The sequence below is a fragment of the Falsochrobactrum shanghaiense genome (genome assembly GCF_003149535.1).
Classification (GTDB): Bacteria; Pseudomonadota; Alphaproteobacteria; order Rhizobiales; family Rhizobiaceae; genus Brucella; species Brucella shanghaiense.
In genome coordinates this window covers 512,878-536,555 of record NZ_QGDB01000003.1, presented here as the reverse complement: position 1 = coordinate 536,555, position 23,678 = coordinate 512,878, and the positions used below count along the sequence as shown (strand labels likewise).

Sequence of the window (23,678 nt, the reverse complement as noted above, 5' to 3'; positions counted from 1 at the left end):
TGCATGTCATGATGGCCTGTTTTTTAATCATTGGCGGAAATGCTGACTTTTAAAAGCTGGATGAGTTTCGTCGGGTCCAGTGAGGCCGTCGCAGCGATGGACGCGAAATTAACCGGCTGATCCGGTGAAGCGGTGAGGGTCAGGGATTTTGGGTCGGAGAAATATTTGTCCGCTGCCGCTGCCAGTTGCTGGGCGAATTCCGGGTTCTTGAGTTGCGTCGCCATCAAGGGCACCAGCATTTTTATTTGCGTGCCGAGCATTTGCGCGTCGGAACCCTGCTGCTTCGCATAATATTCAAGCAGTTTTTGCGTCAGGGAATTATCATCGAAACGAATGGTCAGATTCCGAACGCTCAATTGCTGTGCAAGATTTAAAGCCGCAAGCTTTGCCGCTTCCCTGTCCGCATCCGCTTCGCTCATAACCTTTTGCGTGTCCTGAACCGCTTTCAGGAAGGCAAGGTCGTAACCGCCAATCGTGCCGGTAATATTGATCCTGCCCAGTTCCTCCGCATTGATTTCAAACTGCTCCATTATCATGTCGCCGGACTGCGGCAGCCAGGAGCCTCTTGAATTGAGCGATCCGTTGAAGCTATTTATATTGAGCGGCGCCAGCGGGTTCTTGCCGCCTTTCTCGAATGTGGCGTCGATATTGGCGATCGACCATGTATAATCCATCTTTTCGGTCTTGTTGGAGGTATCGAGCGTGACCTCCATATCCTTGAGCGTCGCGCCTTGCGTGCCGGGCGTGCTAAATGTGATCTCGTTGACCGTCATCCGCTCATAAAGAACCATCTGGTCGAGAGGGCTGCTTGCTGCCTCCGGCGGAATGATCAGATTCTCCATCACCATGCCCTTGAAAGCGGCCTGAGCGTTTTTCGCAGCTCCGTGTGCGGGAAAATCCATATCGGGGATGGTTACTCTTTCGACCTCATAGCCGCCTTCCGCCGTGTCCTGAACGTTTTCAAGCCTCACATCGCCGATACTCGTTTCCTTGCCGGAAATGCTCGGCAGCTTGATCGTGGTGCCTTCAAGGACGATGTCGGAGCCGCTGGCCTGTACATTGGAGAAGCTCAACACGCCGCCCTGCTTTGCGTAGAGCGACTTGATGCGCTCGGCGACGGCATTGGCATCTGCCGCCATCGCCGCGCAGCCCATAACGAGTGACAGGGCCGTGCTGGCGGCGAAAAGACGCGCCGGGTGGCTGGTAAAGACGAAAACCTGCATTTCAGGACTCCTGAATAGTTCGTAAGCGACGAGAGCTTTCAAAAACCTTTCCGAATGGAAAACCGCCAGCTTCGTTTGTGCCATGCTTGCCGCGAAGAAAACACCGCTAAACATCTATAGATGTGAAATGGCGGCATATTTGCGACAAATGTACTGGATTGGTTCTCATCGCCACTTGCTGACGAATCGCGCAATTGATACTGAGAACTATGGGAAAAAGTCTGATTCCGCCGGGTGACGGCGAAGAGCACATCGAACGGGTGGATCTCAAATCCGCCCTCGAAGAGCGCTACCTTGCTTATGCGCTTTCCACGATCATGCATCGTGCGCTGCCCGATGTGCGTGACGGGCTGAAGCCGGTGCACCGGCGCATCATGCATACAATGCGGCTTTTGCGCCTTAATCCCGATCAGGCCTATGCAAAATGCGCCCGTATCGTCGGTGACGTGATGGGCAAGTTCCATCCGCATGGCGATGCCTCCATCTATGATGCGCTGGTGCGTCTGGCGCAGGATTTCGCCGTGCGTTATCCGCTGGTCGACGGGCAGGGCAATTTCGGCAATATCGACGGCGATAATGCCGCCGCGATGCGTTACACCGAAGCGCGCATGACGGACGTCGCGACGCTGCTTCTGGAAGGCATCACCGAAAACGCCATCGATTTTCGCCCGACCTATAATGAGGAAGACGAAGAACCCATCGTGCTTCCCGGCGCTTTTCCCAATCTGCTTGCCAATGGTTCGGCTGGCATTGCGGTCGGCATGGCGACGAATATTCCGCCGCATAATCTGGCGGAGCTGTGCACAGCAGCCCTTTATCTGATCAATCATCCCGATGCGCCGGTCGAAGAATTGATCACCTCGCCGGAGCAATGGGAAGAACTCAGGCGCGAGGCGCAAACCGACCCTGCGGCTTTGCTCAAATGCAAGGTGCGCGGTCCCGATTTTCCGACTGGCGGCGTCATGGTCGAAGACCATGCCAATATTGTCGAGGCTTACCGCACCGGGCGCGGATCATTTCGTGTGCGGGCACGCTGGCACAAGGAAGAGGGCACGCGCGGCACCTGGGTGATCGTCGTCACTGAAATTCCCTATCAGGTGCAGAAATCGCGCCTGATCGAGAAGATCGCCGAACTGCTCCTGGCAAAAAAGCTGCCGCTGCTCGATGATATTCGCGATGAATCGGCGGAAGACATCCGCATCGTCCTTGAACCGAAGAATCGCAGCGTCGATCCTGAATTGCTGATGGAATCGCTTTTCAAGCTGACCGAGCTGGAAAGCCGCATTTCGCTCAATATGAATGTGCTCTCGCATGGCAAGGTGCCCAATGTGCTTTCGCTGGGCGGCGTCTTGCGCGAATGGCTGGAGCACCGCAAGGAGGTTCTGGTTCGCCGGGCTGAATTCCGGCTGGCTGAAATCGAAAAACGGCTGGAAATCCTCAGCGGCTTCCTCAAGGCCTATCTCAATCTCGATGAAGTCATCCGCATCATCCGGCAGGAGGATGAGCCGAAGCAGGAACTGATACGGACCTTCGATCTGACCGATGTTCAGGCGGAAGCCATTCTCAACATGCGCTTGCGGTCATTACGCAAGCTTGAAGAATTTGAAATCCGCAAGGAATTCGACACGCTGACCGCAGAGAAGGGCGAACTTGAGGCGCTGCTTGCTTCCGGCACCCGCCAGTGGAAAAAGATCAGCGCCGAGATCAAGGCGGTGCGCGAGAAATTCGGCCCTGAAAGCGCGCTTGGCAAGCGCCGCACCACCTTCGGGCAGGCATCCAGCCGCGATCTTGAGGAAATCCATCAGGCGATGATCGAGCGCGAGCCGGTCACGATTGTTGTTTCCGAAAAGGGCTGGTTGCGAGCCATGAAGGGCCATCTGGCCGATTTCTCGACGCTTTCCTTTAAGGAAGGCGACAAACTCAGGCTGGCCTTCCATGCCGAAACAACCGACAAATTGCTGTTCTTCACCACAGGCGGAAAATTCTTCACCATTGGCGCAAACACGCTGCCCGGCGGGCGCGGCCATGGTGAGCCTGTCCGCATTCTGGTCGATATGGAGAATGATCAGGATATTCTGACGGCCTTTGTGCACGACCCGGCAGCGAAACTGCTGCTCGTCAGCCACGAGGGCAATGGTTTCATCGTCGCCGAAAGCGAAGCGGTCGCCAATACCCGCAAGGGCAAGCAGGTGATGAATGTGAAGGCACCTGATGAAGCCAAGCTTTGCCTGCGTGTTTCGGGCGATCATGTTGCCGTTGTCGGTGAAAACCGGAAGATGCTCGTCTTCCCGCTTTCCGATATTCCGGAAATGACGCGCGGCAAGGGCGTGCGGCTGCAAAAATACAAGGATGGCGGGGTCTCCGACATTCGCACATTTGCGATTGCCGAGGGGCTTACATGGCAGGATTCAGCCGAACGGACCTTCACGCGCAACAAGGAAGAACTCATCGAATGGATCGGCGCGCGCGCTTCCGCAGGGCGCACAGTCCCGAAGGGTTTCCCGCGTTCAGGCAAGTTTTGAGGGCGGGCCTTTCAGCCTTCAAAACGTTGCCAGCCGCGCGGTCCAAGCTGCTCCTGCGGCTTGAAGCGCGTCTTGTACTGCATCTTGCGTGAGCCTTCGACCCAATAGCCCAGATAGACATGCGGCAGGCCGGCAGCGCATGCGCGCTGAATATGATCGAGGATCATGAAAGTCCCCAATGAACGGTCTTCCACCTGCGGTGAGAAGAAGGAATAAACCATTGAAAGCCCGTCGGCCATGACATCGGTCAGCGCGACAGCCACCAGTTCGCCATCGCCTTTCGGGTCGATAAAGCTGTCCGCCCCGCGTTTGCGATATTCGATGATCTGTGTGGTTACATGGGTGTCCTCAACCATCATCGCATAGTCGAGAACCGTCATGTCGGACATGCCGCCCGAATGGTGCCGGGCGTCGAGATATTCGCGAAACAGCGCATATTGCTCTGTGCTGGGCTGAGGTTTGTGAACACGCCCGATCAGGTCGCGATTATGGTTCCAGACCCTGCGCATGGTCCGGTTCATTTTGAATTCGTCGGCGAGAATGCGAACGGAAACGCAGGCCCGGCAGGCTTCGCAGGCAGGCCGGTAGGCGATATTCTGCGAGCGGCGAAAACCGCCTTGCGTCAGCAGATCATTGATCTCGGTTGCCTTGTCGCCAACGAGATGGGTAAAGACCTTGCGCTCCATCTGCCCGTCCAGATAGGGGCAGGGCGAGGGGGCGGTGAGAAAGAATTGCGGCGATTGCTGCGGCTGATGGGTCATTTAATATCCACGAAACGGCAATACCCGAACCATCACGGTAACTGCCAGAATCGGACTGGCAGCATGAAAGGTCAATAGGCAATTTTCCCATCGACCCTGAAACCGTGATGAAAGCATGGTTTACGCGGTCTGCTTGTCCATTTAGCGATCCGAGCGGACCACCGCGGTGCCAAGAAGGAGGTCATGGACCGTGCGTTTGCGGTCAAGAACCAGTGTCGCCAGCAGAATCAGCGGCGTCAATATGGCATTCAGACCCCAGAACAGCACCGAATGAACGATGGCGAGCATAGAATCCACCCTGCCGCCTTCAAGCTTGACGAGCTTGATGTTCATCATCTGCATGCCCATCGTGGCCTGCCTTGGGCCGCCCATGGTGCGCGCTATATAACACAGCGCCACGACCGGGAACATGATGGCATAGAGCATCCATCCTAGTCCGAGCGTGATAACGCCGAACAGGGCGATCAGGATGGCCACGGGAATGCAAAGTATAAAAACGATCAGGTAATCGATCAAAAAAGCCATGATACGACGTGTACGCACGCCTTCAAAAAACGCGCGGCTCTCGTAACGCGGTGTCAATATATCGCCGTTAAAAATTTGGTCGGACATGTTTCTTTCCAGTATTAAAAAGCGACGGATAATATGATCCATCCCGCTCAGTCTTTTGCCAAGCGGGGTTCAAAGTGGTGATAAATATCGGCCATTTCAAGGAAATATTGTGAGGAGAGCCGCTTGCTCCCTGCAATCAGCCTTGGTTTTGCAACTTTTGCGCGGCTTCCAGTGCAAAATAGGTCAATATGCCGTCACAGCCAGCGCGTTTGAAAGCAGTCAGACCTTCCATCATGACCTTTTCTTCATCGATCCAGCCATTGATCCCCGCAGCCTTGATCATCGCGTATTCTCCTGACACCTGATAGGCGAAGGTCGGCAGGCGGAACGTGTCTTTGAGCCGGTGAATGATGTCGAGATAGGGCATGCCGGGCTTGACCATCAGCATGTCCGCGCCCTCGATCACATCCTGTTCGGCTTCGCGCAAAGCCTCGTCCGAATTGGCAGGATCGAGATAATAGGTCTTTTTGTCCCCTTTCAGCACGCCCAGCGTGCCGATGGCATCGCGATAGGGGCCGTAAAAAGCGGAGGCGAATTTGGTTGCATAGGACATGATCGCGACATGGCTGAAGCCATTCTCGTCCAATGCCCGGCGGATGGCGCCGATGCGTCCGTCCATCATGTCGGACGGTGCGATGATGTCCGCCCCCGCTTCCGCCTGCGACAGCGCCCCGCGCACGATCATGGCGACCGATTCATCATTGATGATTTCGCCGTCGCGCAGGATGCCGTCATGGCCATGCGTGGTGAAGGGATCGAGTGCGGCATCGGTGATGATGCCGATTTCCGGCACTTCCTTCTTGATGGCGCGCACGGCGCGGTTGATGAGATTGTCGGGGCTGGCCACGAAGGAGCCGTCATCGGTCTTCACTTCGGCTCTCTCGCGCGGGAAGGGGGCAACCGCCGGAATGCCGAGCTTTGCCGCTTTTTCTGCCAGACGCACCGCCATGTCGACGGAATGACGCTCGACGCCGGGCATGGCATCGACCGGCTCGCTCACACCTTCTCCATAGGTAAGGAAGAAAGGCAGGATGAGATTGTCGACGCTCAGCCGCGTCTCCTGCACCAGCCTGCGCGACCAACTGGCCTTGCGCATGCGGCGCAGGCGTCTGCTGCCGGTCACATCGTCGATATGAGCCGTGATATTGGCGGAGGACAGTTTGGGCAGGTGATTGTTCATGAAAACTTCCCGACAAAGAATGCTTGGGAATCCATCGGTTCGAAAGCTTGTTATCAGATAGGGATGGTTTATCACGGTAAAAGTGGTGAAACCAAGCGCATTGGCCTGTGCAGGATTGACGCGGCGGCTTTCAGTTTCTACGCCTTTCATAAAAGGGAGAGACAATATGCAGATTGATTTTGGCGGCGGCAGCGAAATCAGCTTTGAACGCAAGGGCCGGGCTGGTCTGGTTCGGCTGACGCGTGCATCCGCGCTTAACGCTCTCACGCATAATATGATTCTGGCTCTCCACCGGGCGCTTGACGCCTGGGAAGCCGATCCTGCGGTGGCTTGTGTGATCGTCGAAGGCGAGGGCCGCGCCTTTTGTGCGGGCGGCGACGTGGTTGCGGCCTATAAGGCAGGGCGGGAAGGAGCGCCTAATTATGATTTTTTTCGTGATGAATATCGCATCAATGCGCGCATAGGACGTTTTTCCAAGCCTTATATTTCACTGCTCGATGGTATCGTCATGGGTGGGGGTGCGGGAATTTCCGTGCATGGATCGCACCGGATCGTGACCGAGAATACGCTTTTCGCAATGCCGGAAACCGCAATAGGCTTTTTTCCGGACGTGGGCGGCAGCGCTTTTCTTCCGCATCTGCATGATAATTTCGGATATTATCTGGCCCTGACCGGAAATCGAATCCGCTGGGGGGATTGCCTGCAAAGCGGTATAGCGACCCATGCCGTTGCCGTGAGCGATCTTGAGGATGTGCGCGAGGATCTCATTGCCGCGGCCAATTTCGACGCTCTGGCGGCGCGCAGCCAGTATCCCGATTTTGAAACCGCGCCGCAAGCCCGGCAGGTGATTGCTGAATGCTTTGCCCATGCGACGCTGGATGAATGTCTTGCCACGCTGCGCGGGCTTGCCGACAAGGGCAGCAAGCCCGCCACCGATATACTGACGGTTCTTGCAACCCGTTCGCCGACCAGTCTTGCGGTGACATTCCGCCAGATCGCGCAAGGGGGCTCGCTTGACCTCGATGATTGTATGCGGATGGAATATCGCATCGCATCGCGCATGATCGAAGGTCATGATTTTTATGAAGGCATACGCGCCGTTCTTATCGACAAGGATGGCGCACCGGTCTGGCAGCCTTCATCGCCCGATGCGGTGACGGCTGAAGCTGTGGATGCCTATTTTGCAAATATGGGCGAGAGGGAACTGAGCTTTTAATGCGCCAGGATGAATTGCAGCAGCATATAAAAATGAGCGGCACGGAATGGTCCTTCGTGTGGTTCATTCGGGCAGTCGCGCTCGTCGCACTGGCCAGCGGGGTCTATTACTGGATAAGGCTGATCGGTATTTATCCGGGTTTGTTGTGGCGCTTCGATCTGATGCCGTGGATGTGGCAGACGGCCACCGTTGCGCTGGCATTGCTGATGCCTGTCGCAGCGACCGGGCTTTGGATGCGCGCGCCCTGGGGGGCGGTCGTGTGGTTCGTGGCCGCGATTGGCGAAATTATGATCTATTCGGTTTTCTCGGACCATTTCGAACACAAGCCCTGGACCGTCGCGTTCAATGTGATTTGCATCATTATCTATGGCGTTTTCCGAATATTGCTGTTTCTGGAAAAAAGGCGCCAGTCACGCGCAAGCGCCGTCGACTGATCGTTGCCCGATAGGGCGCCGGTAAGCAAACATTAAGCCTGAAACATCAAACCCTTCGGTAAGTTACTGTTAAGTCTGACTTTTAAGTCGAATTTTATGCCTGTCGCCTAAAGTCCTCTCAGAACGGTGAGAAAATACACCGCCAAAACAGGTTAAAGAAAACAGCCTCATTGCAGGGTTGTTTCGACAGAGAGGCAAAAATGAACAACGCACAGTACAGGGCGGCAGCGTCCCCTTCACTTCGTAACCCTCATGCCGCCCTTCACACGCTTTATCTTGAATCCCTGCAATTGGTTGAGCGCCTGCATCGCCGCCTGCTTGACGTCGTCAAGGACGAGTTCGATCGTAGCGGACAGAGCGATATTAACGCCACGCAGGCCCTTTTGCTGTTCAACATCGGCAACTCCGAATTGACTGCGGGCGAATTGCGTTCGCGCGGCTATTATCTTGGCTCGAACGTTTCTTATAATCTCAAGAAACTGGTCGAGATGGGCTTCATTCATCATCAGCGCTCGCAGGCGGACCGCCGTTCCGTGCGCATCAGCCTTACCGACAGAGGCAATGAGATCGCCGATCAGGTCGCGGCCCTCTATCAGCGTCACATCGCTTCCATCGAGCAGGTTGGCGGCATTCAGGTCGAGGAATTTTCGGCGATGAACCGCTCATTGCAGCGCCTCGACCGTTTCTGGAACGATACGATTGCTTATCGCCTGTAATTGGCGAGAGCGGCATGTTGCAGAATGATCACTTTTGATTCGTTTTGACCATCATGGCCGCAAATTGCGTAAATGAAGATAGCTTCTCCCTTGAAATGGGGTGGGCGACATGAATAAGCCATAAAAACCCGGATAAGAAAATCAGGCTGTGCTTGGGTCGCGGCTATAATGCATTTGCGCGATTACTTTGCTTTTTGGGAACGAAAAAATGGCCAGAACTGACAAGTATGCCGAAGCTTTGAACGTGGACCGCCGCAGCTTTCTTCGTGGCATGGCAACGGCAGGTCTTTCTCTGGCCGCTTCAGGTCTTGCCTCTTCCGCGTTTGCCCAGCAGCAGGCGCTGACGGATATTCTGGCCGCGCCGCGCCGGGGCAATTGGGCCGACCAGTTCGATGCTCGGGCAACCGGCCGTCCGGCGGTCGCGACGAACCAGCCCGTTTTAAGCCAGCAGACGGTCGCCAGTCTTCAATCCTCCATCGCACAATATACCGATATTGCAGGACGCGGCGGCTGGCCTTCCGTTCCGGGCAATGCCAAGCTACGGCTGGGCATGAATGATCCCGCGGTTACGGTCTTGCGCCAGCGCCTTATCGTTTCCGGCGACCTTGCGCGCGAAGCGGGCGGCTCGACTGCCTTCGATACCTATGTGGATACGGCGGTCAAGCGCTTTCAGGCGCGTCATGGCCTGCCTGCCGATGGCGTAATGGGCCAGTTCACCTATGCGGCAATGAATGTGGACGCCAACACGCGGCTGGGCCAGTTGCACACCAATTTGCAGCGCCTGTCGCAGCTTGCGGGCACGACCCAGTCCGAGCACCGTTTTGTCATGGTCAATATCCCTGCTGCCCGCATCGAGGCGGTTGAAGGCGGCAGCATTGCCTCGCGTCACACCGCCGTTGTCGGCAAGATCGACCGGCAGACGCCGCTCCTCAATTCGAAGATTCATGAAGTCATTCTCAATCCTTACTGGACGGCGCCCAAGTCGATCATCCAGAAGGACATCATTCCGTTGATGCGCAAGGATCCGCAATATCTCGCCAACAACAAGATCCGTCTCTATAACCAGCAGGGGCAGGAAGTGGCGCCCGAAAGCGTGGACTGGAACACGGACGATGCAGTCAAGCTGATGTTCCGGCAGGACCCCGGCAAGATCAATGCAATGTCATCGACCAAGATCAATTTCCATAACCAGCACGCGGTCTATATGCACGATACGCCGCAGCAAAGCTATTTCAACAAGCTCATGCGCTTTGACTCGTCAGGTTGCGTCCGCGTGCAGAACGTGCGCGATCTCGATGTCTGGCTGTTGAAGAACACGCCGGGCTGGGACCGCCAGAATATCGAGAACACCATCAAGTCCGGCACCAACACGCCCATTCAGGTTGCCGATCCGGTGCCGCTGCATTTTGTCTATATCTCTGCCTGGGCGACGGGAGATGGCGTCGTGCAGTTCCGCGACGACATCTACAAGATGGACGGCGCAACCGCATTGGCGCTTGGCACCGACACCTGATCCAGCGTTAAAAGCCGCGCGTAACGCAAGAACCCGTCGCATCATTGCGTCGAGAGCGACGCGCTGCCGTATTTTGGCATATGCTTTTCGCTTTGCGGCCATTGGCCTCGGTCGATGAAATGTGATAATGCGCCTCGACCATATAGCTTTGACCGGCTCACCGGAGGGTATGAACATGTCGCAAGCCAATGCCGCTACGAATTCCGTTTCGGATAGTTTCTTCAATGCAAGCCTTGAGGAAATCGATGCCGATATTTTCGGCGCGATCCGCAACGAACTCGGACGCCAACGCCACGAAATCGAACTGATCGCTTCGGAGAACATCGTTTCCCGCGCAGTTCTCGAGGCTCAGGGCTCCATTCTCACCAACAAATATGCGGAAGGCTATCCCGGCAAGCGCTATTACGGCGGCTGCCAATTCGTCGACGTGGTCGAGGAACTGGCGATCGAACGCGCCAAGAAGCTTTTCGGTGCGGAATTCGCCAATGTTCAGCCCAATTCCGGCAGCCAGATGAATCAGGCCGTGTTCCTCGCGCTCCTGCAGCCGGGCGACACCTTCATGGGGCTTGACCTGAATTCCGGTGGCCACCTGACGCATGGCTCGCCCGTCAACATGTCGGGCAAATGGTTCAATGTCGTATCTTACGGCGTACGCGAGGACGACCATCTCATCGATATGGACGAGGTTGCCCGTCTTGCCCGCGAAAACAAGCCCAAGCTCATTCTCGCAGGCGGCACGGCCTATTCGCGCATCTGGGACTGGAAGCGTTTTCGTGAGATTGCTGACGAAGTCGGCGCTTATCTCATGGTCGATATGGCGCATATCGCCGGTCTGGTGGCCGGTGGCGTGCATCCTTCGCCGGTTCCGCATGCGCATGTCTGCACCACCACGACGCACAAATCGCTGCGCGGCCCGCGCGGCGGCATGATCCTCACCAATGATGCGGATATTGCCAAGAAGATCAATTCGGCGGTCTTCCCCGGCTTGCAGGGCGGTCCGCTGATGCATGTCATCGCCGGCAAGGCCGTGGCTTTCGCAGAGGCGCTCAAGCCCGAATTCAAGCTTTATGCCAAGAATGTCGTCGATAATGCGCGCGCACTTGCAGAAGAACTCAAGTCGCAGGGTCTCGATATTGTTTCGGGCGGCACCGACAACCACCTGATGCTGGTCGATCTTCGTCCGAAGAATGCGACGGGCAAGCGCGCTGAGACGGCGCTTGGCCGCGCCAATATCACCTGCAACAAGAACGGCATTCCCTTCGACCCCGAAAAGCCTTTTGTCACTTCCGGCATTCGTCTTGGCACGCCAGCCGGTACGACGCGCGGCTTCGGTGTGGCCGAATTCAAGGAAATCGGCTCGCTGATCGCCGAAGTTCTTGATGGCCTGAAAGTGGCCAATTCGGATGAAGGCAATGCAGCCGTTGAACAGGCGGTAAAGGAAAAGGTTATCGCCCTGACCGACCGCTTCCCGATGTATGGCTATCAGGGATAGAGCGTTTCCGGCGATTCCGTTTAAACAGGAACCGCGACAAGCCCGATGATGCTTCTTGATTTAGCCCCGTTCAACCCTGTTGAGCGGGGCTTTTTCGTTGCGGCTTTATTAGGCGCGGCGACGCGGATACGTTATCATTTGCGAGAATCAGTCGCCGTTGATGACGGACTTGCTTTTCAGCAGGTCGCAACACCACATAAATGACGGCTTTTCCGCCATAGTTTGATACCTGCGCAAACATTCGAGTTGAAAGAGTTCCATGCGTTGTCCCTATTGCCAGTATGAAGATACGCAGGTGAAAGATTCCCGGCCTGCGGAAGATGGTGCCGTTATTCGCAGGCGCCGTGTCTGTTCGGTTTGCGGCGGGCGTTTTACCACTTTCGAGCGTGTGCAGCTTCGCGAGATCATGGTGATCAAGAAGAGCGGACGCCGTGTGCCCTTTGACCGCGACAAGCTGACCCGGTCTATCGATGTGGCGCTGCGCAAGCGCGATGTGGATGCCGAGCGCGTGGAGCGCGCCATTTCCGGTATTGTTCGCCAGCTGGAAAGTTCGGGCGAGAGTGAAGTCGCTTCCGATGAAATCGGCCGTCTTGCCATGGACGCGCTCAAGGGCATCGACGATATTGCCTATATCCGGTTTGCCTCCGTCTATCGCAATTTCAGCCAGGCCATTGATTTCCATAATGTTATCGACGAGCTGACCGTCGATGAGACGGACAGCGATCTGGACGGGTGAAGATGAGCGGCTTGGAATTTCCGCAAACAGAACCGACCGCCGCCGACCGCCGCTATATGGAGGCGGTCATCCGTCTTGCCCGCTGCAACAAGGGCCTCACCGGCACCAACCCTTCTGTCGGCACGCTGATCGTCAAGGATGGAATTATTGTCGGGCGGGGCGTCACGGCACTTGGCGGCAGGCCGCATGCGGAGCCGCAGGCGCTGGCCGAAGCGGGCGAGGCGGCACGCGGCGCGACAGCCTATGTCTCGCTGGAGCCTTGCGCCCATCACGGCCGCACGCCGCCCTGCGCGGAAGCCCTGGTGCGGGCAGGCGTCGCCCGTGTCGTCGTTGCCGCGACCGACCCCGACGAACGGGTGAGCGGAAAGGGCTTCGCCATATTGCGCGCGGCGGGCATTGAAGTCGTGCCGGGTGTGCTTTCCGCGCAGGCTGCGGACGACCTTCGGGGCTATCTGAATCGATCTTCTAAGAAACGCCCGGAAGTGATTCTGAAGCTTGCGCTTTCTTCCGATGGGATGATCGGAAAAAGGGGTGAAGGACAGCTGGCGATCAGCGGTCCTGTCTCGCGTGCGCAGTCGCATATTCTGCGCGCGCAAAGCGATGTCATCCTCATCGGCATTGAAACTGCATTGGCGGACGATCCATTGCTCGATTGCCGCTTGCCGGGTCTTGCCCAGCGCTCGCCGGTTCGCATCGTGCTTGATGGTTCATTGCGCCTGCCGCTGGAATCAAGGCTTGTGCGCACGGCGCAGGCTTCGCCCCTGTGGCTTGCCTGCACTGAAGGTGCAGCGCAGCAAAAGCGCGAAGGATTGCAGGCTGCCGGTTGCCGCATTATCGCGACCGAAAGCGATGAGGGAAAAATTGCCCTGCCGGAACTGATGGACGACCTTGCGGCGCAAGGGATTTCTTCTGTTCTTGTTGAAGGCGGGGCAGGAATTGCCAGCAGCTTTCTGCAGGAAGGACTCGTGGATCGTCTCGTCATCTTCCGGTCGCCGCGCGAGATCGGAGAAAAGGACGGGATTGCTGTTGGCGGGCTTGAACCCCATATCGCCGAAGAATTCTCATTGCTGCGCGAGACGCGTTATGGCGATGACACCTGTTCCGAATATGTAAGGAAGATTTGATGTTTACAGGGATTGTTACCGATATTGGCAGGATCGAGCGGATCAAGCCTCTGAACGAAGGTGTGCTGCTGCGTATCGAGACCGCCTACGATCCCGAAACCATTGAACTGGGCGCATCGATTGCCTGTTCCGGTGTCTGCCTTACCGTCGTGGCGCTGCCGGAAAAAGGCACGAATGCGCGCTGGTTCGAGGTCGAGGCATGGGAAGAAGCCCTTCGGTTGACCACGATTTCCCGCTGGCAGAACGCAACGCGCATTAATCTCGAACGCTCGTTGAAGCTGGGCGATGAAATGGGCGGGCATCTGGTATCGGGCCATGTCGACGGGCAGGCGGAGATCGTCAGCCGCAAGGACGAGGGCGATGCTGTGCGCTTTACCCTGCGCGCGCCGCAGGAACTCGCGCCTTTCATCGCACAGAAGGGTTCGGTTGCGCTCGACGGCACATCACTGACGGTCAACGGCGTAAACGGCAATGAATTCGACGTCCTGCTCATTCGTCATTCGCTGGAAGTGACCACCTGGGGCGAGCGCAGGGCAGGCGATAAGGTCAATATCGAGATCGATCAGCTGGCCCGATACGCAGCAAGGCTTGCGCAATACCGGAAATAGGCTTAGAGCCTACAGTCCCTAAGTTTATTCCCCGTTTTAGCGTTGACTGTTATTTGCAGTCAGCGAATTCTGTCATGGAGTCTCTCATGTCGCAGCACGAGGCGCATTCGCCGCATATGCTTATTATCGAAGCGCGTTTCTACGATGATCTCGCCGATGCGCTTCTGGACGGCACAAAGGCTGCTCTTGATGAGGCAGGGGCGACTTATGACATCGTGACGGTCCCCGGAGCGCTGGAGGTTCCGGCAGTCATTTCTTTTGCACTGGACGGCGCTGACAATGGCGGGACGGAATATGACGGCTTTGTCGCTCTTGGCACCGTTATTCGCGGCGAAACCTATCATTTTGATATTGTCGCCAATGAATCCTGCCGCGCGCTGACCGATCTGGCCGTCGAAGAAAGCCTTGCTATCGGCAATGGTATTCTGACGGTCGAAAATGAGGAACAGGCCTGGGTTCGCGCGCGTCGCGAAGACAAGGACAAGGGCGGCTTTGCTGCCCGCGCGGCGCTGACCATGATTGGCCTGCGCAAGAAATTTGGAGCCTGATATTATGAATTCGTCGTCCGAAGGCCGCTCCACGCCCACCACTCCACGCTCTGCCAACAAGCGCGGCGTTGCCCGCCTGGCAGCTGTGCAGGCGCTTTACCAGATGGATGTGGCGGGTACTGGCGTCATGGAAGTCGTGGCCGAATATGAAGCGCATCGACTGGGCAAGGAAGTGGACGGAACGCAATATCTCGATGCCGATCCGCAATGGTTTCGTGCCATTGTTGCCGGTGTGGTCGATAATCAATTGACGCTTGATCCGATGATTCATCTGGCGCTGACGGAAGACTGGCCGCTGTCACGGCTCGATTCCACCTTGCGCGCCATCCTGCGCGCGGGAACCTGGGAGCTGAAAACCCGCAAGGACGTGCCCACGGCGGTCATCGTTTCGGAATATGTGGATATTGCCAAGGCGTTTTATACCGAAGACGAGCCGAAGCTCGTCAATGCGGTGCTGGATCGGCTTGCTTTCCAGCTTCGGGGTGAAAGCCGCGGTGCAAGGCCGCATGGCAGATAATGGCTGTTGCCGACCTGAAACATGAAGGGCTGCGAGAAATCGCAGCCTTTTTATTTCAGCGGGCCTATGTGCGGGATCAGCCGCCTATTACGCTGGCAAAGAACAGCTTGACCTTTGTTGAACCGTTCCGCATCTTGAGCGCGCGGCATAGAGAATGCTGAAATGCGGAAGCCTCGCCAATATGTTGATTTCCGGCGATGGTTTCCAGAAACAGAATAGACCGACGAAGCCCGGTTGAGATGTTTGGCTTCAGGCACTTCCATGCCGCTCATTTCGGCCCGGGGAGGGGTTTTCGGGCCTTTCATGCGCCAAGCGTGCTGGCAATCGCAATGCGGTCTGCCAGTGGCTGGTGCAAGCTCAATGGGAGTTGGCCTACATGCAAACTGGAGTGGCAGTACTTTATCTCGTTGTCGCCTGCGGACTGCTGTCTGTACTTTTCGCCATCTGGGCGACCCGTTCGATCCTCGCGGCCGATCAGGGGACGCAGCGTATGCAGGAAATCGCCGGTGCTATTCGCGAAGGCGCGCAAGCCTATCTCGCCCGGCAATATTCCACCATCGCCCTTGTTGGCATCGTAGTATTTGCGGCGGTCTGGTATCTGCTGTCGCTTACGGCGGCAATAGGTTTTCTCATCGGCGCGGTCTTGTCCGGCCTGACGGGTTTCATCGGCATGCATGTCTCGGTGCGCGCCAATGTGCGCACGGCGCAGGCGGCCTCGCTCAGCCTTGCGGGCGGGCTTGAACTGGCCTTTCGCTCTGGCGCGATCACCGGCCTGCTTGTGGCCGGGCTCGCGCTGCTGGGCGTATCCGTTTATTATCTGGTGCTTACCGTCTGGCTTGGTTATGCGCCATCGGACCGCATCGTGATCGACGCATTGGTGGCGCTCGGCTTCGGGGCTTCACTCATTTCGATCTTTGCGCGACTGGGCGGCGGCATCTTTACCAAGGGTGCGGATGTCGGCGGCGATCTGGTCGGCAAGGTCGAGGCCGGCATCCCCGAGGATGACCCGCGCAATCCGGCCACGATTGCCGATAATGTCGGCGACAATGTCGGCGACTGCGCAGGCATGGCGGCGGATCTGTTTGAAACCTATGCCGTGACTGTGGTTGCAACCATGGTGCTGGGCGCGATCTTCTTCAGCGGATCGGATATGCTTTCCAGCGTCATGCTTTACCCGCTGGTAATTTGCGGAGCCTGCGTGCTCACATCCATCGTCGGCACGTTCTTCGTCAAGCTGGGCGTCAATGGCTCCATTATGGGCGCGCTCTATAAGGGCCTGATTGCGACCGGCCTTTTGTCCATCGTGGGCATTGCCGTTGCCAATATGCTGACGATTGGCTGGGGAGAGATCGGAACGGTTTCAGGACAGGCCATCACCGGCACCAATCTTTTCATATGCGGCCTGATCGGCCTGATCGTCACCGGGCTGATCGTGGTGATTACCGAATATTACACCGGGACGAACAAGCGCCCGGTCAATTCCATTGCACAAGCCTCGGTGACGGGGCATGGCACCAACGTCATTCAAGGGCTGGCGGTATCGCTCGAATCAACCGCTCTGCCTGCCATCGTCATCATCGGCGGCATCATCAGCACCTATCAGCTTGCGGGCCTTTTCGGCACCGCAATCGCCGTTACCGCCATGCTGGGCATTGCGGGCATGATCGTGGCGCTCGATGCTTTCGGCCCTGTGACCGATAATGCGGGCGGCATCGCCGAAATGGCGGGTCTCGATCCTGAAGTGCGCAAGTCGACCGATGCGCTCGATGCCGTGGGCAACACGACCAAGGCCGTTACCAAGGGCTATGCCATCGGATCGGCGGGACTGGGTGCATTGGTTCTGTTTGCGGCCTATTCCAACGACCTGTCCTATTTTGCCGCCAACGGCCAGACCTATCCCTATTTCGCCGATATGGGGCCGGTTTCATTCGAGCTGTCCAACCCCTATGTGGTTGCAGGTCTTATCTTCGGCGGCCTGATCCCCTATCTTTTCGGCGGAATGGCGATGACCGCCGTGGGGCGCGCGGGTGGCGCGGTGGTGCAGGAAGTGCGACGGCAGTTTCGTGAAAAGCCCGGCATCATGGCCGGAACGGAACGCCCCGACTATGCGCGCGCGGTCGATCTTCTGACCAGAGCGGCGATCCGCGAAATGATTATCCCCTCGCTTTTGCCGGTGCTGGCGCCGATCGTGGTCTATTTTGGCGTATTGCTGCTTTCCGGCTCCAAGGCTGCGGCCTTCGCGGCTCTTGGCGCGTCGCTTCTTGGTGTTATCGTCAATGGGCTCTTTGTGGCGATTTCGATGACATCGGGCGGCGGTGCCTGGGATAATGCCAAGAAGAGCTTTGAGGATGGCTTTACCGATACGGACGGTGTGAAGCACATGAAGGGTTCGGAAGCGCACAAGGCTTCGGTGACGGGTGACACGGTGGGCGATCCCTATAAGGATACGGCTGGCCCTGCGGTCAATCCGGCAATCAAGATCACCAATATTGTAGCGCTTCTGCTGCTGGCGGTGCTGGCCCATATGGCCTGATACAAGGCGACCCGAAAAGAAAAGCCCGCCATGTGGCGGGCTTTTTGCATCTCTATAGAGCATTTTCAGCAAATACGTGAAACGCCCGTCAACCACCGCTGCCGGGCAGGGAGGTCGGTGCTTTGGAAACGCCCTGAATGACCTGGCCCAGGAAGGACTGGTCCTTGCCGCCCGTCGGCGTGGTGCGCGATACGAAATCGAACAGCTTGCCGTCTTTGAGGCCGTAATTGGCGATATTCTCGACCTGGCCGTCCTTGTTGAAATAGATAGCAAGAATCTGCCGGTCGATGATCTTCGGCTTCATGAACTGCACGGCGCGATAACGCTTCTGCGAAATGTAGTAGAACACTTCATTGTCGAAGATCGCGGTCGTGGAAGGCGTGCCGAGCGCCAGCAGCACTTGTTCGCGGCTGGAACCGACCGATACGGAATCGAGGGCTTCCTGATCGAGCACGTAACCTTCGGTGATCGTTTCCGACGGATTGAGCGTGGATGCGGTATTGCATCCGGCGAGAGCCGCCGAAAAGAGAATTGCCGTGCCGGCGAGAAGAGCACGCTGCCTTGGCGCGCTTGGGAAAATTCGCTGCAACAATGACCTCTCCATAAATTCAATAATCAGCCTGGCACTTTCGTCCTTGGGAGAACTTCGGTAAACCACCTTGGTTCTGGATGCAACAATTACGGTCGTACGGAAATGATTCTTCGCCTTTTTCGCCGCAAATCAAAAACAAATGAGGCTATTCTCATTCGCGTCTACGAGACGATCGTGGCGGCGGCGCGGCAAAAGCGCTTTTATGCACAGTTTCAGGCGCCTGATACGCCGCTTGGCCGCTATGAACTGCTTTCGGTGCATATTTTCCTCACCCTGCACCGGATGAAAGGCGGAGAGCCCGCTCTCAGGCAGCTGGCGCAGGATGTCGCGGACGAGTTTTTCAAGGATGTGGACCATTCGCTGCGCGAACTGGGCATCGGAGATCAGGGCGTGCCCAAGCGCATGAAGAAACTGGCGCGCATGTTCTATGGGCGCGTCAACTCCTATGGTGAAGCGCTCGATGCCGGTGACAGGCAGGCGCTTGCCGCAGCCCTGACAAGAAACATTCGCCCTGATCTCGAAATCTGGCCGCAGGCCCACTATCTGGCAGCCTATATGTTTGCCTGCCGTAACCGGCTTGCGCAAATCCCCGATGACACCCTGGCGGCAGGCGATATATCCTTTATCGATGCGGATGAAATATCCGGCGATAACGCAAAAGAGGCAAATGGCCATGACGGTTAAACCAGCGCTTACCTATCCGGTCGCAGTTGGCAATCTTCCCCAGAAGGGACTGAACGTAACCATCGGAACCACCGAAGGGGAGAGAGCGGCACTGGCGGGCGAACATGGGCTGGAAGCGGTGAAATCATTTGACGCCGAGCTGCTGCTGACGCGCTGGAAGAAGAATGGTATTCGCATTCGCGGCCATGTCGATGCGGAAATCGTGCAGGCTTGCGTCGTAACCCTCGATCCGGTCACAAGCAAGATAGCCGAGGAGATTGACACGATCTTCGTGCCGGAAAACTCGCGGCTGGCTAAAATCCGGCTCGATGAAAGCGGCGAATTGCTGCTGGATGCCGAAGGGGCGGATATTCCGGAAACCTTCACAGGAGACAAGATCGATCTGGGCACTGTGGTGGAGGAATTTTTCGAACTGGCTATCGACCCCTATCCGCGCAAGCCCGGAACCGCTCCCGATGGCGAGCCGATGGTTTACGGAAGCGGCGAGGAAGAAGAGAAGCCTGATTCGCCTTTCGCAAAGCTGTCGGATTGGCACAAGAAGCCGTGATTTCGCGGCGGCTTGCGAGAATCTTGTTGTACACGCCCGCAAAAACACTATTTTCGCGCCAGCCCCCTCTGGTTTTCCAAGGATGGGACGGCAACAGGGATCGTACAGGAATAATCAATAGTGATTAAAATTTCGATTGACGCCATGGGCGGTGATTTTGGCCCCGAAGTGGTCATCCCCGGCGCGGCGAAGGCGCTTGAGCGTCATCCTGATATTCGTTTTATTTTTTTCGGATTGGCCGGGCAGGTCGAGCCGGTGCTGGCGCGCTATCCGAAGCTTCAGGCCGCCTCCGAATTCCGCGCCAGCGAAATGGCCGTCGGCATGGACGACAAGCCTAGTCAGGCGCTGCGTGCCGGTCGCGGCAAGTCCTCGATGTGGCAGGCCATCGAGGCGGTCAAGCGCGGCGATGCCCATGCCTGCGTTTCGGCTGGCAATACCGGCGCGCTGATGGCCATGGCCAAATTCTGCCTGCGCATGCTGCCCGACATCGAGCGCCCGGCAATCGCCGGCATCTGGCCGAATTTGCGCGGCGAAAGCATCGTGCTCGACATTGGCGCGACTATTGGCGCGGACGCTCGCCAGCTTGTCGACTACGCAGTAATGGGTGCAGGCATGGCACGCGCCTTGTTTGAAATCCGCCGCCCCACAGTCGGGCTGCTCAATGTTGGGACGGAAGAGGTCAAAGGCCTTGATGAGATCAAGGAAGCGGGACAGATTCTGCGCGATACGGATCTTGCCGGTCTCGAATATGCCGGTTTTGTCGAAGGTAATGATATTGGCAAGGGTACGGTCGATGTCGTGGTGACGGAAGGCTTCATCGGCAATATAGCGCTCAAGACGGCGGAAGGCACAGCGCGCCAGCTTGCTGGCCTGATGCGCGAAGCCATGAGCCGCACATTGATGGCGCGGATCGGTTATGTCTTTGCCAAGGGCGCTTTTGATCACCTGCGCGAAAAAATGGACCCCAACAAGGTCAATGGCGGTGTGTTTCTCGGCTTGAGTGGAATTGTAATCAAAAGCCATGGCGGCGCGACCGCAGAAGGTTTTTGTTCGGCGGTCGAAGTCGCTTATGACATGGTGCGCAACCGGCTTCTGGAAAAGATTGAAGCTGATCTGGCGCATTTCCACCATAGTGATAGGCACACTGAATTTGATAATGGTGGCGAAGCAGCCAAATAATAATTATCCCTATGAACGGGCAAGGCTTTGACGGCGAACAAGCTCTTCGCGGCGGTCAATTCAGGACAGGAATAAATGATGATAAGGTCTGTCGTAAGAGGCATCGGTTCGGCGCTGCCGAAACGAATCATGAAAAACACCGATTTTGAAGGCGTCGTCGAGACCTCCGACGAATGGATCGTACAGCGTACCGGAATCCGCCAGCGTCATATAGCAGACGAAAGCGAGACGACAGTGTCGCTGGGTGCGCAGGCGGCGCGCGCGGCGCTGGAAAATGCCGGCTTGCAGGCGTCCGATATAGATCTCGTCCTCGTGGCGACATCCACTCCCAACAATACCTTTCCCGCAAGCGCCGTCGAAATCCAGCATGAACTCGGCATCACCCATGGTTTCGCTTTCGATATGCAGGCGGTTTGCAGCGGCTTCATCTATGCCGTGACGACTGCCGATCTTTACATTCGTGGCGGCATGGCTGAACGCGTTCTGGTGATCGGTGCGGAAACCTTCTCGCGCATTCTCGACTGGAACGACCGCACGACCTGCGTGCTTTTCGGTGACGGCGCAGGCGCGCTGATCCTTGAGGCGGCGGAAGGCAAGGGGCTGACCTCGGATCGTGGCGTTCTTGCGGCCAATCTCCGCTCGGATGGCAGCCATAAACAAAAGCTTTATGTGGATGGCGGCCCTTCGACAACGCAGACTGTCGGGCATTTGCGCATGGAAGGCCGCGAAGTTTTCAAGCACGCGGTCGGAATGATTACCGACGTGATCGAGGCTTCTTTCGAGGAAACCGGCCTGACGGCTGATGACATCGACTGGTTCGTGCCGCATCAGGCCAATAAGCGCATCATCGACGCCTCGGCAAAGAAGCTCAACATAGCGGAAGAAAAGGTCGTCATTACCGTTGACCGGCATGGCAACACGTCTGCGGCATCGGTTCCTTTGGCTCTGGCCACAGCCGTCGCCGACGGACGCATCAAAAAAGGCGACCTCGTTCTTCTTGAAGCCATGGGCGGCGGATTCACCTGGGGCGCGGTTTTGCTGCGCTGGTAATCGGGAAAATTGATTTGCCGCGAGGGAACTCGCGGCTTGACCGAACCGCGTTTATTTGTGTAACGTCCTGTCACGTAAGGATATTATCTGTTCAAACGCTAACCAGGCAGGTTCGGTTATGGGAGGTAAGACGGTCACACGCGCTGATCTGGCAGAGGCTGTTTACCGAAAGGTGGGCCTGTCCAGGACAGAATCGGCGGCTTTGGTCGAGATGATCCTCGATGAAGTCTGTGACGCCATCGTCAACGGCGAAACGGTAAAACTGTCATCATTTGCGACCTTTCAGGTCCGTGACAAGAATGAACGCATCGGCCGCAACCCAAAGACAGGCGAGGAAGTGCCAATTCTTCCTCGTCGTGTGATGACCTTCAAGGCCTCCAACGTTCTCAAGCAGCGCATTCTGCAAGCGCATCAGAAGCGAAAGGCTGAGGGCGACTGACAGTCTCCTCCGGTTAAAGAAAATTGCTGCCCTTCCTTTAATCGCCCATATCGGGCCGGTTTGCGCATTCCTGTCCCATTATTGCAAAAACAGATAAGCATCGCTCTTCCTGTCATACTTGAAGGGGTGCTTATAACGTGCTGATATTATATAATGAGCTGGAAAGTGAGTCGTGTATGCTAATATATGATTCCGGCAAGCTGGGACTTTTTAGCAAAGATTTTGTGTTAAACGGCGTTTGGCAAAACGGTCTGCATGGTGGCCCGGATCGACGGGATATGCATTGAACCATGCCAAAAAACACAGGCACTGTTGCGCAACACGGCAGAACGAACCACTGGAAAGGTCAGCCGGATGGAAAAAAGCCCTGATGCATTCAGAACGATAAGCGAGGTTGCAGAGGATCTCGACCTCCCGCAACACGTATTGCGCTTCTGGGAAACCCGTTTTACGCAGATCAAGCCGATGAAGCGGGGAGGTGGCCGCCGGTATTATCGCCCGCTTGATGTGGGATTGCTCAAGGGCATTCGGCATCTGCTTTACGATCAGGGCTATACCATCAAGGGCGTACAGCGCCTGCTTCGCGAGCATAATACGCAATTTATCATTGCGCTTGGCAATGGCGATGTGCAGGCGATTGAAGCCATTGCGCACCAGAAACAGGCAGCGGAAAATGCCGATCAGGAGATGGCGCTGCCAAACGGCATCAAGGCGCCGCAGCCGGCACGCAAACTGTTTGGCTTGCTTAAGGGCGAGGAAGACGGCCCCATCGGTGCCGACGGAAAGCGCCCATCCAAGGACAACCGGGCGCTGTTGCAGGAGGCACTTTTCGACCTGCTGGAATGCAAACGCCTTCTGGATCAGGTGCGTTAAACTTTTTTCCAGTCATGGGAACGGCTTGGTTCTTCCGGCGGAGGCAGCATTGCCTCCGCCGGAAGGTTGAGAATGTTTTACGTCGATGAAAGCTTCAGGCCAATGATCCCGGCCAGGATCAACGCGACGCTGGCGATACGGAAGAATGTCGCTGCTTCGCCGAGAATGAATATTCCCAGTACGAAGGCGCCGACAGCGCCGATTCCGGTCCAGATTGCGTAAGCAGTGCCGAGCGGCAGACTGCGCATGGCAATCGCCAGCAGAATGAAGCTTCCGATCATCGCCACGAGCGTGATGATGCTGGGCGTGAGAAGAGAAAAGCCTTCCGACTTCTTCATGTAATAGGCCCAGACGACTTCAAGAACGCCTGCAATTCCCAGATAAATCCATGCCATTATATGCTCCGTGGTACGGGTCGTCCCAGACAGTGTGAATAAAGCGAAAGGCCGTCCTTCCGCGTCAGGTTTAGAGCATTTCCAGCAAAAGCGTGAAACGCCTCCGCAGGGAAATCAGTTCACTGGGCTGATTTCTTTTCCTGCTCCGATGCGTCTGGATATGCGTAAAAACAAATAGATAGAG

At 56.6% G+C, this 23,678-nt stretch carries 26 protein-coding genes; 20 read left to right on the top strand and 6 right to left on the bottom strand.

Annotated elements, in window-relative coordinates; genetic code table 11:
- Nucleotides 1–23: 23 nt before the first annotated feature.
- A complete protein-coding gene (locus DKP76_RS10325) occupies nucleotides 24–1,223 on the bottom strand; it encodes a hypothetical protein (RefSeq protein WP_109706579.1) in 1,200 nt (399 codons plus the stop codon).
- A gap of 209 nt (nucleotides 1,224–1,432) precedes the next feature.
- On the opposite strand from DKP76_RS10325, the gene DKP76_RS10320 reads away from it, so the two are divergent.
- Nucleotides 1,433–3,745 (top strand): DNA topoisomerase IV subunit A, encoded by a 2,313-nt coding sequence (locus DKP76_RS10320; protein WP_109706340.1) that lies wholly within the window; start codon nucleotides 1,433–1,435, stop codon nucleotides 3,743–3,745.
- Nucleotides 3,746–3,756: 11 nt separating this feature from the next.
- Here the strand turns inward: DKP76_RS10320 and DKP76_RS10315 are convergent, their stop codons facing one another.
- From DKP76_RS10315 to hemB, 3 genes are all read right to left on the bottom strand, one after another.
- Nucleotides 3,757–4,506, bottom strand: a complete 750-nt coding sequence (locus DKP76_RS10315) for an arginyltransferase (protein WP_109706339.1) — start codon at nucleotides 4,504–4,506, stop codon at nucleotides 3,757–3,759.
- 141 nt (nucleotides 4,507–4,647) lie between these two features.
- Nucleotides 4,648–5,118: an RDD family protein gene (locus DKP76_RS10310; RefSeq protein WP_109706338.1), complete on the bottom strand. Its 471-nt coding sequence runs from the start codon at nucleotides 5,116–5,118 to the stop codon at nucleotides 4,648–4,650.
- Nucleotides 5,119–5,254: 136 nt separating this feature from the next.
- A complete protein-coding gene (gene hemB / locus DKP76_RS10305; RefSeq protein WP_109706577.1) occupies nucleotides 5,255–6,298 on the bottom strand; it encodes a porphobilinogen synthase in 1,044 nt (347 codons plus the stop codon).
- Nucleotides 6,299–6,464: 166 nt separating this feature from the next.
- Here hemB and DKP76_RS10300 point away from each other — a divergent pair, with 166 nt between their 5' ends.
- From DKP76_RS10300 to DKP76_RS10250, 13 genes are all read left to right on the top strand, one after another.
- Complete coding sequence (locus tag DKP76_RS10300) at nucleotides 6,465–7,514, top strand: enoyl-CoA hydratase/isomerase family protein (protein ID WP_109706337.1); 1,050 nt, start codon at nucleotides 6,465–6,467, stop codon at nucleotides 7,512–7,514.
- Complete coding sequence (locus DKP76_RS10295) at nucleotides 7,514–7,948, top strand: DUF6163 family protein (protein WP_109706336.1); 435 nt, start codon at nucleotides 7,514–7,516, stop codon at nucleotides 7,946–7,948. Before DKP76_RS10300 ends, DKP76_RS10295 begins: the two co-directional genes overlap by 1 nt.
- A gap of 200 nt (nucleotides 7,949–8,148) precedes the next feature.
- Entirely contained in the window at nucleotides 8,149–8,664 is a 516-nt protein-coding gene (gene ldtR, locus DKP76_RS10290) for a transcriptional regulator LdtR (protein ID WP_109706335.1), read from the top strand.
- Nucleotides 8,665–8,872: 208 nt separating this feature from the next.
- The gene (locus tag DKP76_RS10285; RefSeq protein ID WP_109706334.1) at nucleotides 8,873–10,177 is read left to right on the top strand and encodes a L,D-transpeptidase family protein; all 1,305 of its coding nucleotides are present in this window, start codon (nucleotides 8,873–8,875) and stop codon (nucleotides 10,175–10,177) included.
- 175 nt (nucleotides 10,178–10,352) lie between these two features.
- Entirely contained in the window at nucleotides 10,353–11,669 is a 1,317-nt protein-coding gene (gene glyA, locus DKP76_RS10280; RefSeq protein WP_109706576.1) for a serine hydroxymethyltransferase, read from the top strand.
- Between the two features lie 45 nt (nucleotides 11,670–11,714).
- The gene (locus DKP76_RS19190; protein ID WP_158279432.1) at nucleotides 11,715–11,873 is read left to right on the top strand and encodes a hypothetical protein; all 159 of its coding nucleotides are present in this window, start codon (nucleotides 11,715–11,717) and stop codon (nucleotides 11,871–11,873) included.
- A 55-nt stretch (nucleotides 11,874–11,928) separates the two neighbouring features.
- A complete protein-coding gene (gene nrdR, locus DKP76_RS10275; RefSeq protein ID WP_109706333.1) occupies nucleotides 11,929–12,405 on the top strand; it encodes a transcriptional regulator NrdR in 477 nt (158 codons plus the stop codon).
- Nucleotides 12,406–12,407: 2 nt separating this feature from the next.
- Nucleotides 12,408–13,529 (top strand): bifunctional diaminohydroxyphosphoribosylaminopyrimidine deaminase/5-amino-6-(5-phosphoribosylamino)uracil reductase RibD, encoded by a 1,122-nt coding sequence (gene ribD, locus DKP76_RS10270; RefSeq protein WP_109706332.1) that lies wholly within the window; start codon nucleotides 12,408–12,410, stop codon nucleotides 13,527–13,529.
- A complete protein-coding gene (locus DKP76_RS10265; protein ID WP_109706331.1) occupies nucleotides 13,529–14,137 on the top strand; it encodes a riboflavin synthase in 609 nt (202 codons plus the stop codon). The genes ribD and DKP76_RS10265 overlap by 1 nt, the downstream gene beginning before the upstream one ends.
- Before the next feature lie 86 nt (nucleotides 14,138–14,223).
- On the top strand, nucleotides 14,224–14,685 hold the full coding sequence (gene ribH / locus DKP76_RS10260; protein ID WP_109706330.1) for a 6,7-dimethyl-8-ribityllumazine synthase: 462 nt from the start codon (nucleotides 14,224–14,226) through the stop codon (nucleotides 14,683–14,685).
- 4 nt (nucleotides 14,686–14,689) lie between these two features.
- On the top strand, nucleotides 14,690–15,202 hold the full coding sequence (gene nusB, locus DKP76_RS10255; protein WP_109706329.1) for a transcription antitermination factor NusB: 513 nt from the start codon (nucleotides 14,690–14,692) through the stop codon (nucleotides 15,200–15,202).
- Entirely contained in the window at nucleotides 15,202–15,363 is a 162-nt protein-coding gene (locus tag DKP76_RS19185) for a hypothetical protein (protein ID WP_158279431.1), read from the top strand. The genes nusB and DKP76_RS19185 overlap by 1 nt, the downstream gene beginning before the upstream one ends.
- A gap of 215 nt (nucleotides 15,364–15,578) precedes the next feature.
- Nucleotides 15,579–17,735: a sodium-translocating pyrophosphatase gene (locus DKP76_RS10250; protein ID WP_109706328.1), complete on the top strand. Its 2,157-nt coding sequence runs from the start codon at nucleotides 15,579–15,581 to the stop codon at nucleotides 17,733–17,735.
- Nucleotides 17,736–17,823: 88 nt separating this feature from the next.
- On the opposite strand, the gene DKP76_RS10245 is transcribed toward DKP76_RS10250, so the two are convergent.
- Nucleotides 17,824–18,327, bottom strand: a complete 504-nt coding sequence (locus DKP76_RS10245; RefSeq protein WP_109706327.1) for an outer membrane protein assembly factor BamE — start codon at nucleotides 18,325–18,327, stop codon at nucleotides 17,824–17,826.
- 102 nt (nucleotides 18,328–18,429) lie between these two features.
- Here DKP76_RS10245 and DKP76_RS10240 point away from each other — a divergent pair, with 102 nt between their 5' ends.
- The 6 genes from DKP76_RS10240 (at nucleotide 18,430) to DKP76_RS10215 (ending at nucleotide 23,099) form a co-directional block, all read left to right on the top strand.
- Nucleotides 18,430–19,011 (top strand): ubiquinol-cytochrome C chaperone family protein, encoded by a 582-nt coding sequence (locus DKP76_RS10240; RefSeq protein ID WP_109706326.1) that lies wholly within the window; start codon nucleotides 18,430–18,432, stop codon nucleotides 19,009–19,011.
- Nucleotides 19,001–19,558 carry a YceD family protein gene (locus tag DKP76_RS10235; protein WP_109706574.1) on the top strand — a complete coding sequence of 186 codons (558 nt, stop codon included), beginning with the start codon at nucleotides 19,001–19,003 and terminating at the stop codon, nucleotides 19,556–19,558. The genes DKP76_RS10240 and DKP76_RS10235 overlap by 11 nt, the downstream gene beginning before the upstream one ends.
- Before the next feature lie 120 nt (nucleotides 19,559–19,678).
- Complete coding sequence (gene plsX / locus DKP76_RS10230; protein ID WP_109706325.1) at nucleotides 19,679–20,737, top strand: phosphate acyltransferase PlsX; 1,059 nt, start codon at nucleotides 19,679–19,681, stop codon at nucleotides 20,735–20,737.
- A 78-nt stretch (nucleotides 20,738–20,815) separates the two neighbouring features.
- Entirely contained in the window at nucleotides 20,816–21,787 is a 972-nt protein-coding gene (locus DKP76_RS10225) for a beta-ketoacyl-ACP synthase III (protein WP_109706324.1), read from the top strand.
- Nucleotides 21,788–21,905: 118 nt separating this feature from the next.
- The gene (locus DKP76_RS10220; RefSeq protein WP_109706323.1) at nucleotides 21,906–22,226 is read left to right on the top strand and encodes an integration host factor subunit alpha; all 321 of its coding nucleotides are present in this window, start codon (nucleotides 21,906–21,908) and stop codon (nucleotides 22,224–22,226) included.
- 354 nt (nucleotides 22,227–22,580) lie between these two features.
- Nucleotides 22,581–23,099 carry a MerR family transcriptional regulator gene (locus DKP76_RS10215; RefSeq protein ID WP_109706322.1) on the top strand — a complete coding sequence of 173 codons (519 nt, stop codon included), beginning with the start codon at nucleotides 22,581–22,583 and terminating at the stop codon, nucleotides 23,097–23,099.
- A gap of 77 nt (nucleotides 23,100–23,176) precedes the next feature.
- Here the strand turns inward: DKP76_RS10215 and sugE are convergent, their stop codons facing one another.
- A complete protein-coding gene (gene sugE, locus DKP76_RS10210) occupies nucleotides 23,177–23,494 on the bottom strand; it encodes a quaternary ammonium compound efflux SMR transporter SugE (protein WP_109706321.1) in 318 nt (105 codons plus the stop codon).
- Nucleotides 23,495–23,678 lie beyond the last annotated feature (184 nt).

What these genes read in the sequence shown, in the direction of transcription:
- DKP76_RS10325 (WP_109706579.1), bottom strand. Translation starts at nt 1,223, where the DNA reads ATGCAGGTTTTCGTCTTTACCAGCCACCCGGCGCGTCTTTTCGCCGCC.
- DKP76_RS10320 (WP_109706340.1), top strand. Translation starts at nt 1,433, where the DNA reads ATGGGAAAAAGTCTGATTCCGCCGGGTGACGGCGAAGAGCACATCGAA.
- DKP76_RS10315 (WP_109706339.1), bottom strand. Translation starts at nt 4,506, where the DNA reads ATGACCCATCAGCCGCAGCAATCGCCGCAATTCTTTCTCACCGCCCCC.
- DKP76_RS10310 (WP_109706338.1), bottom strand. Translation starts at nt 5,118, where the DNA reads ATGTCCGACCAAATTTTTAACGGCGATATATTGACACCGCGTTACGAG.
- hemB (WP_109706577.1), bottom strand. Translation starts at nt 6,298, where the DNA reads ATGAACAATCACCTGCCCAAACTGTCCTCCGCCAATATCACGGCTCAT.
- DKP76_RS10300 (WP_109706337.1), top strand. Translation starts at nt 6,465, where the DNA reads ATGCAGATTGATTTTGGCGGCGGCAGCGAAATCAGCTTTGAACGCAAG.
- DKP76_RS10295 (WP_109706336.1), top strand. Translation starts at nt 7,514, where the DNA reads ATGCGCCAGGATGAATTGCAGCAGCATATAAAAATGAGCGGCACGGAA.
- ldtR (WP_109706335.1), top strand. Translation starts at nt 8,149, where the DNA reads ATGAACAACGCACAGTACAGGGCGGCAGCGTCCCCTTCACTTCGTAAC.
- DKP76_RS10285 (WP_109706334.1), top strand. Translation starts at nt 8,873, where the DNA reads ATGGCCAGAACTGACAAGTATGCCGAAGCTTTGAACGTGGACCGCCGC.
- glyA (WP_109706576.1), top strand. Translation starts at nt 10,353, where the DNA reads ATGTCGCAAGCCAATGCCGCTACGAATTCCGTTTCGGATAGTTTCTTC.
- DKP76_RS19190 (WP_158279432.1), top strand. Translation starts at nt 11,715, where the DNA reads ATGATGCTTCTTGATTTAGCCCCGTTCAACCCTGTTGAGCGGGGCTTT.
- nrdR (WP_109706333.1), top strand. Translation starts at nt 11,929, where the DNA reads ATGCGTTGTCCCTATTGCCAGTATGAAGATACGCAGGTGAAAGATTCC.
- ribD (WP_109706332.1), top strand. Translation starts at nt 12,408, where the DNA reads ATGAGCGGCTTGGAATTTCCGCAAACAGAACCGACCGCCGCCGACCGC.
- DKP76_RS10265 (WP_109706331.1), top strand. Translation starts at nt 13,529, where the DNA reads ATGTTTACAGGGATTGTTACCGATATTGGCAGGATCGAGCGGATCAAG.
- ribH (WP_109706330.1), top strand. Translation starts at nt 14,224, where the DNA reads ATGTCGCAGCACGAGGCGCATTCGCCGCATATGCTTATTATCGAAGCG.
- nusB (WP_109706329.1), top strand. Translation starts at nt 14,690, where the DNA reads ATGAATTCGTCGTCCGAAGGCCGCTCCACGCCCACCACTCCACGCTCT.
- DKP76_RS19185 (WP_158279431.1), top strand. Translation starts at nt 15,202, where the DNA reads ATGGCTGTTGCCGACCTGAAACATGAAGGGCTGCGAGAAATCGCAGCC.
- DKP76_RS10250 (WP_109706328.1), top strand. Translation starts at nt 15,579, where the DNA reads ATGCAAACTGGAGTGGCAGTACTTTATCTCGTTGTCGCCTGCGGACTG.
- DKP76_RS10240 (WP_109706326.1), top strand. Translation starts at nt 18,430, where the DNA reads ATGATTCTTCGCCTTTTTCGCCGCAAATCAAAAACAAATGAGGCTATT.
- DKP76_RS10235 (WP_109706574.1), top strand. Translation starts at nt 19,001, where the DNA reads ATGACGGTTAAACCAGCGCTTACCTATCCGGTCGCAGTTGGCAATCTT.
- DKP76_RS10225 (WP_109706324.1), top strand. Translation starts at nt 20,816, where the DNA reads ATGATAAGGTCTGTCGTAAGAGGCATCGGTTCGGCGCTGCCGAAACGA.
- DKP76_RS10220 (WP_109706323.1), top strand. Translation starts at nt 21,906, where the DNA reads ATGGGAGGTAAGACGGTCACACGCGCTGATCTGGCAGAGGCTGTTTAC.
- DKP76_RS10215 (WP_109706322.1), top strand. Translation starts at nt 22,581, where the DNA reads ATGGAAAAAAGCCCTGATGCATTCAGAACGATAAGCGAGGTTGCAGAG.
- sugE (WP_109706321.1), bottom strand. Translation starts at nt 23,494, where the DNA reads ATGGCATGGATTTATCTGGGAATTGCAGGCGTTCTTGAAGTCGTCTGG.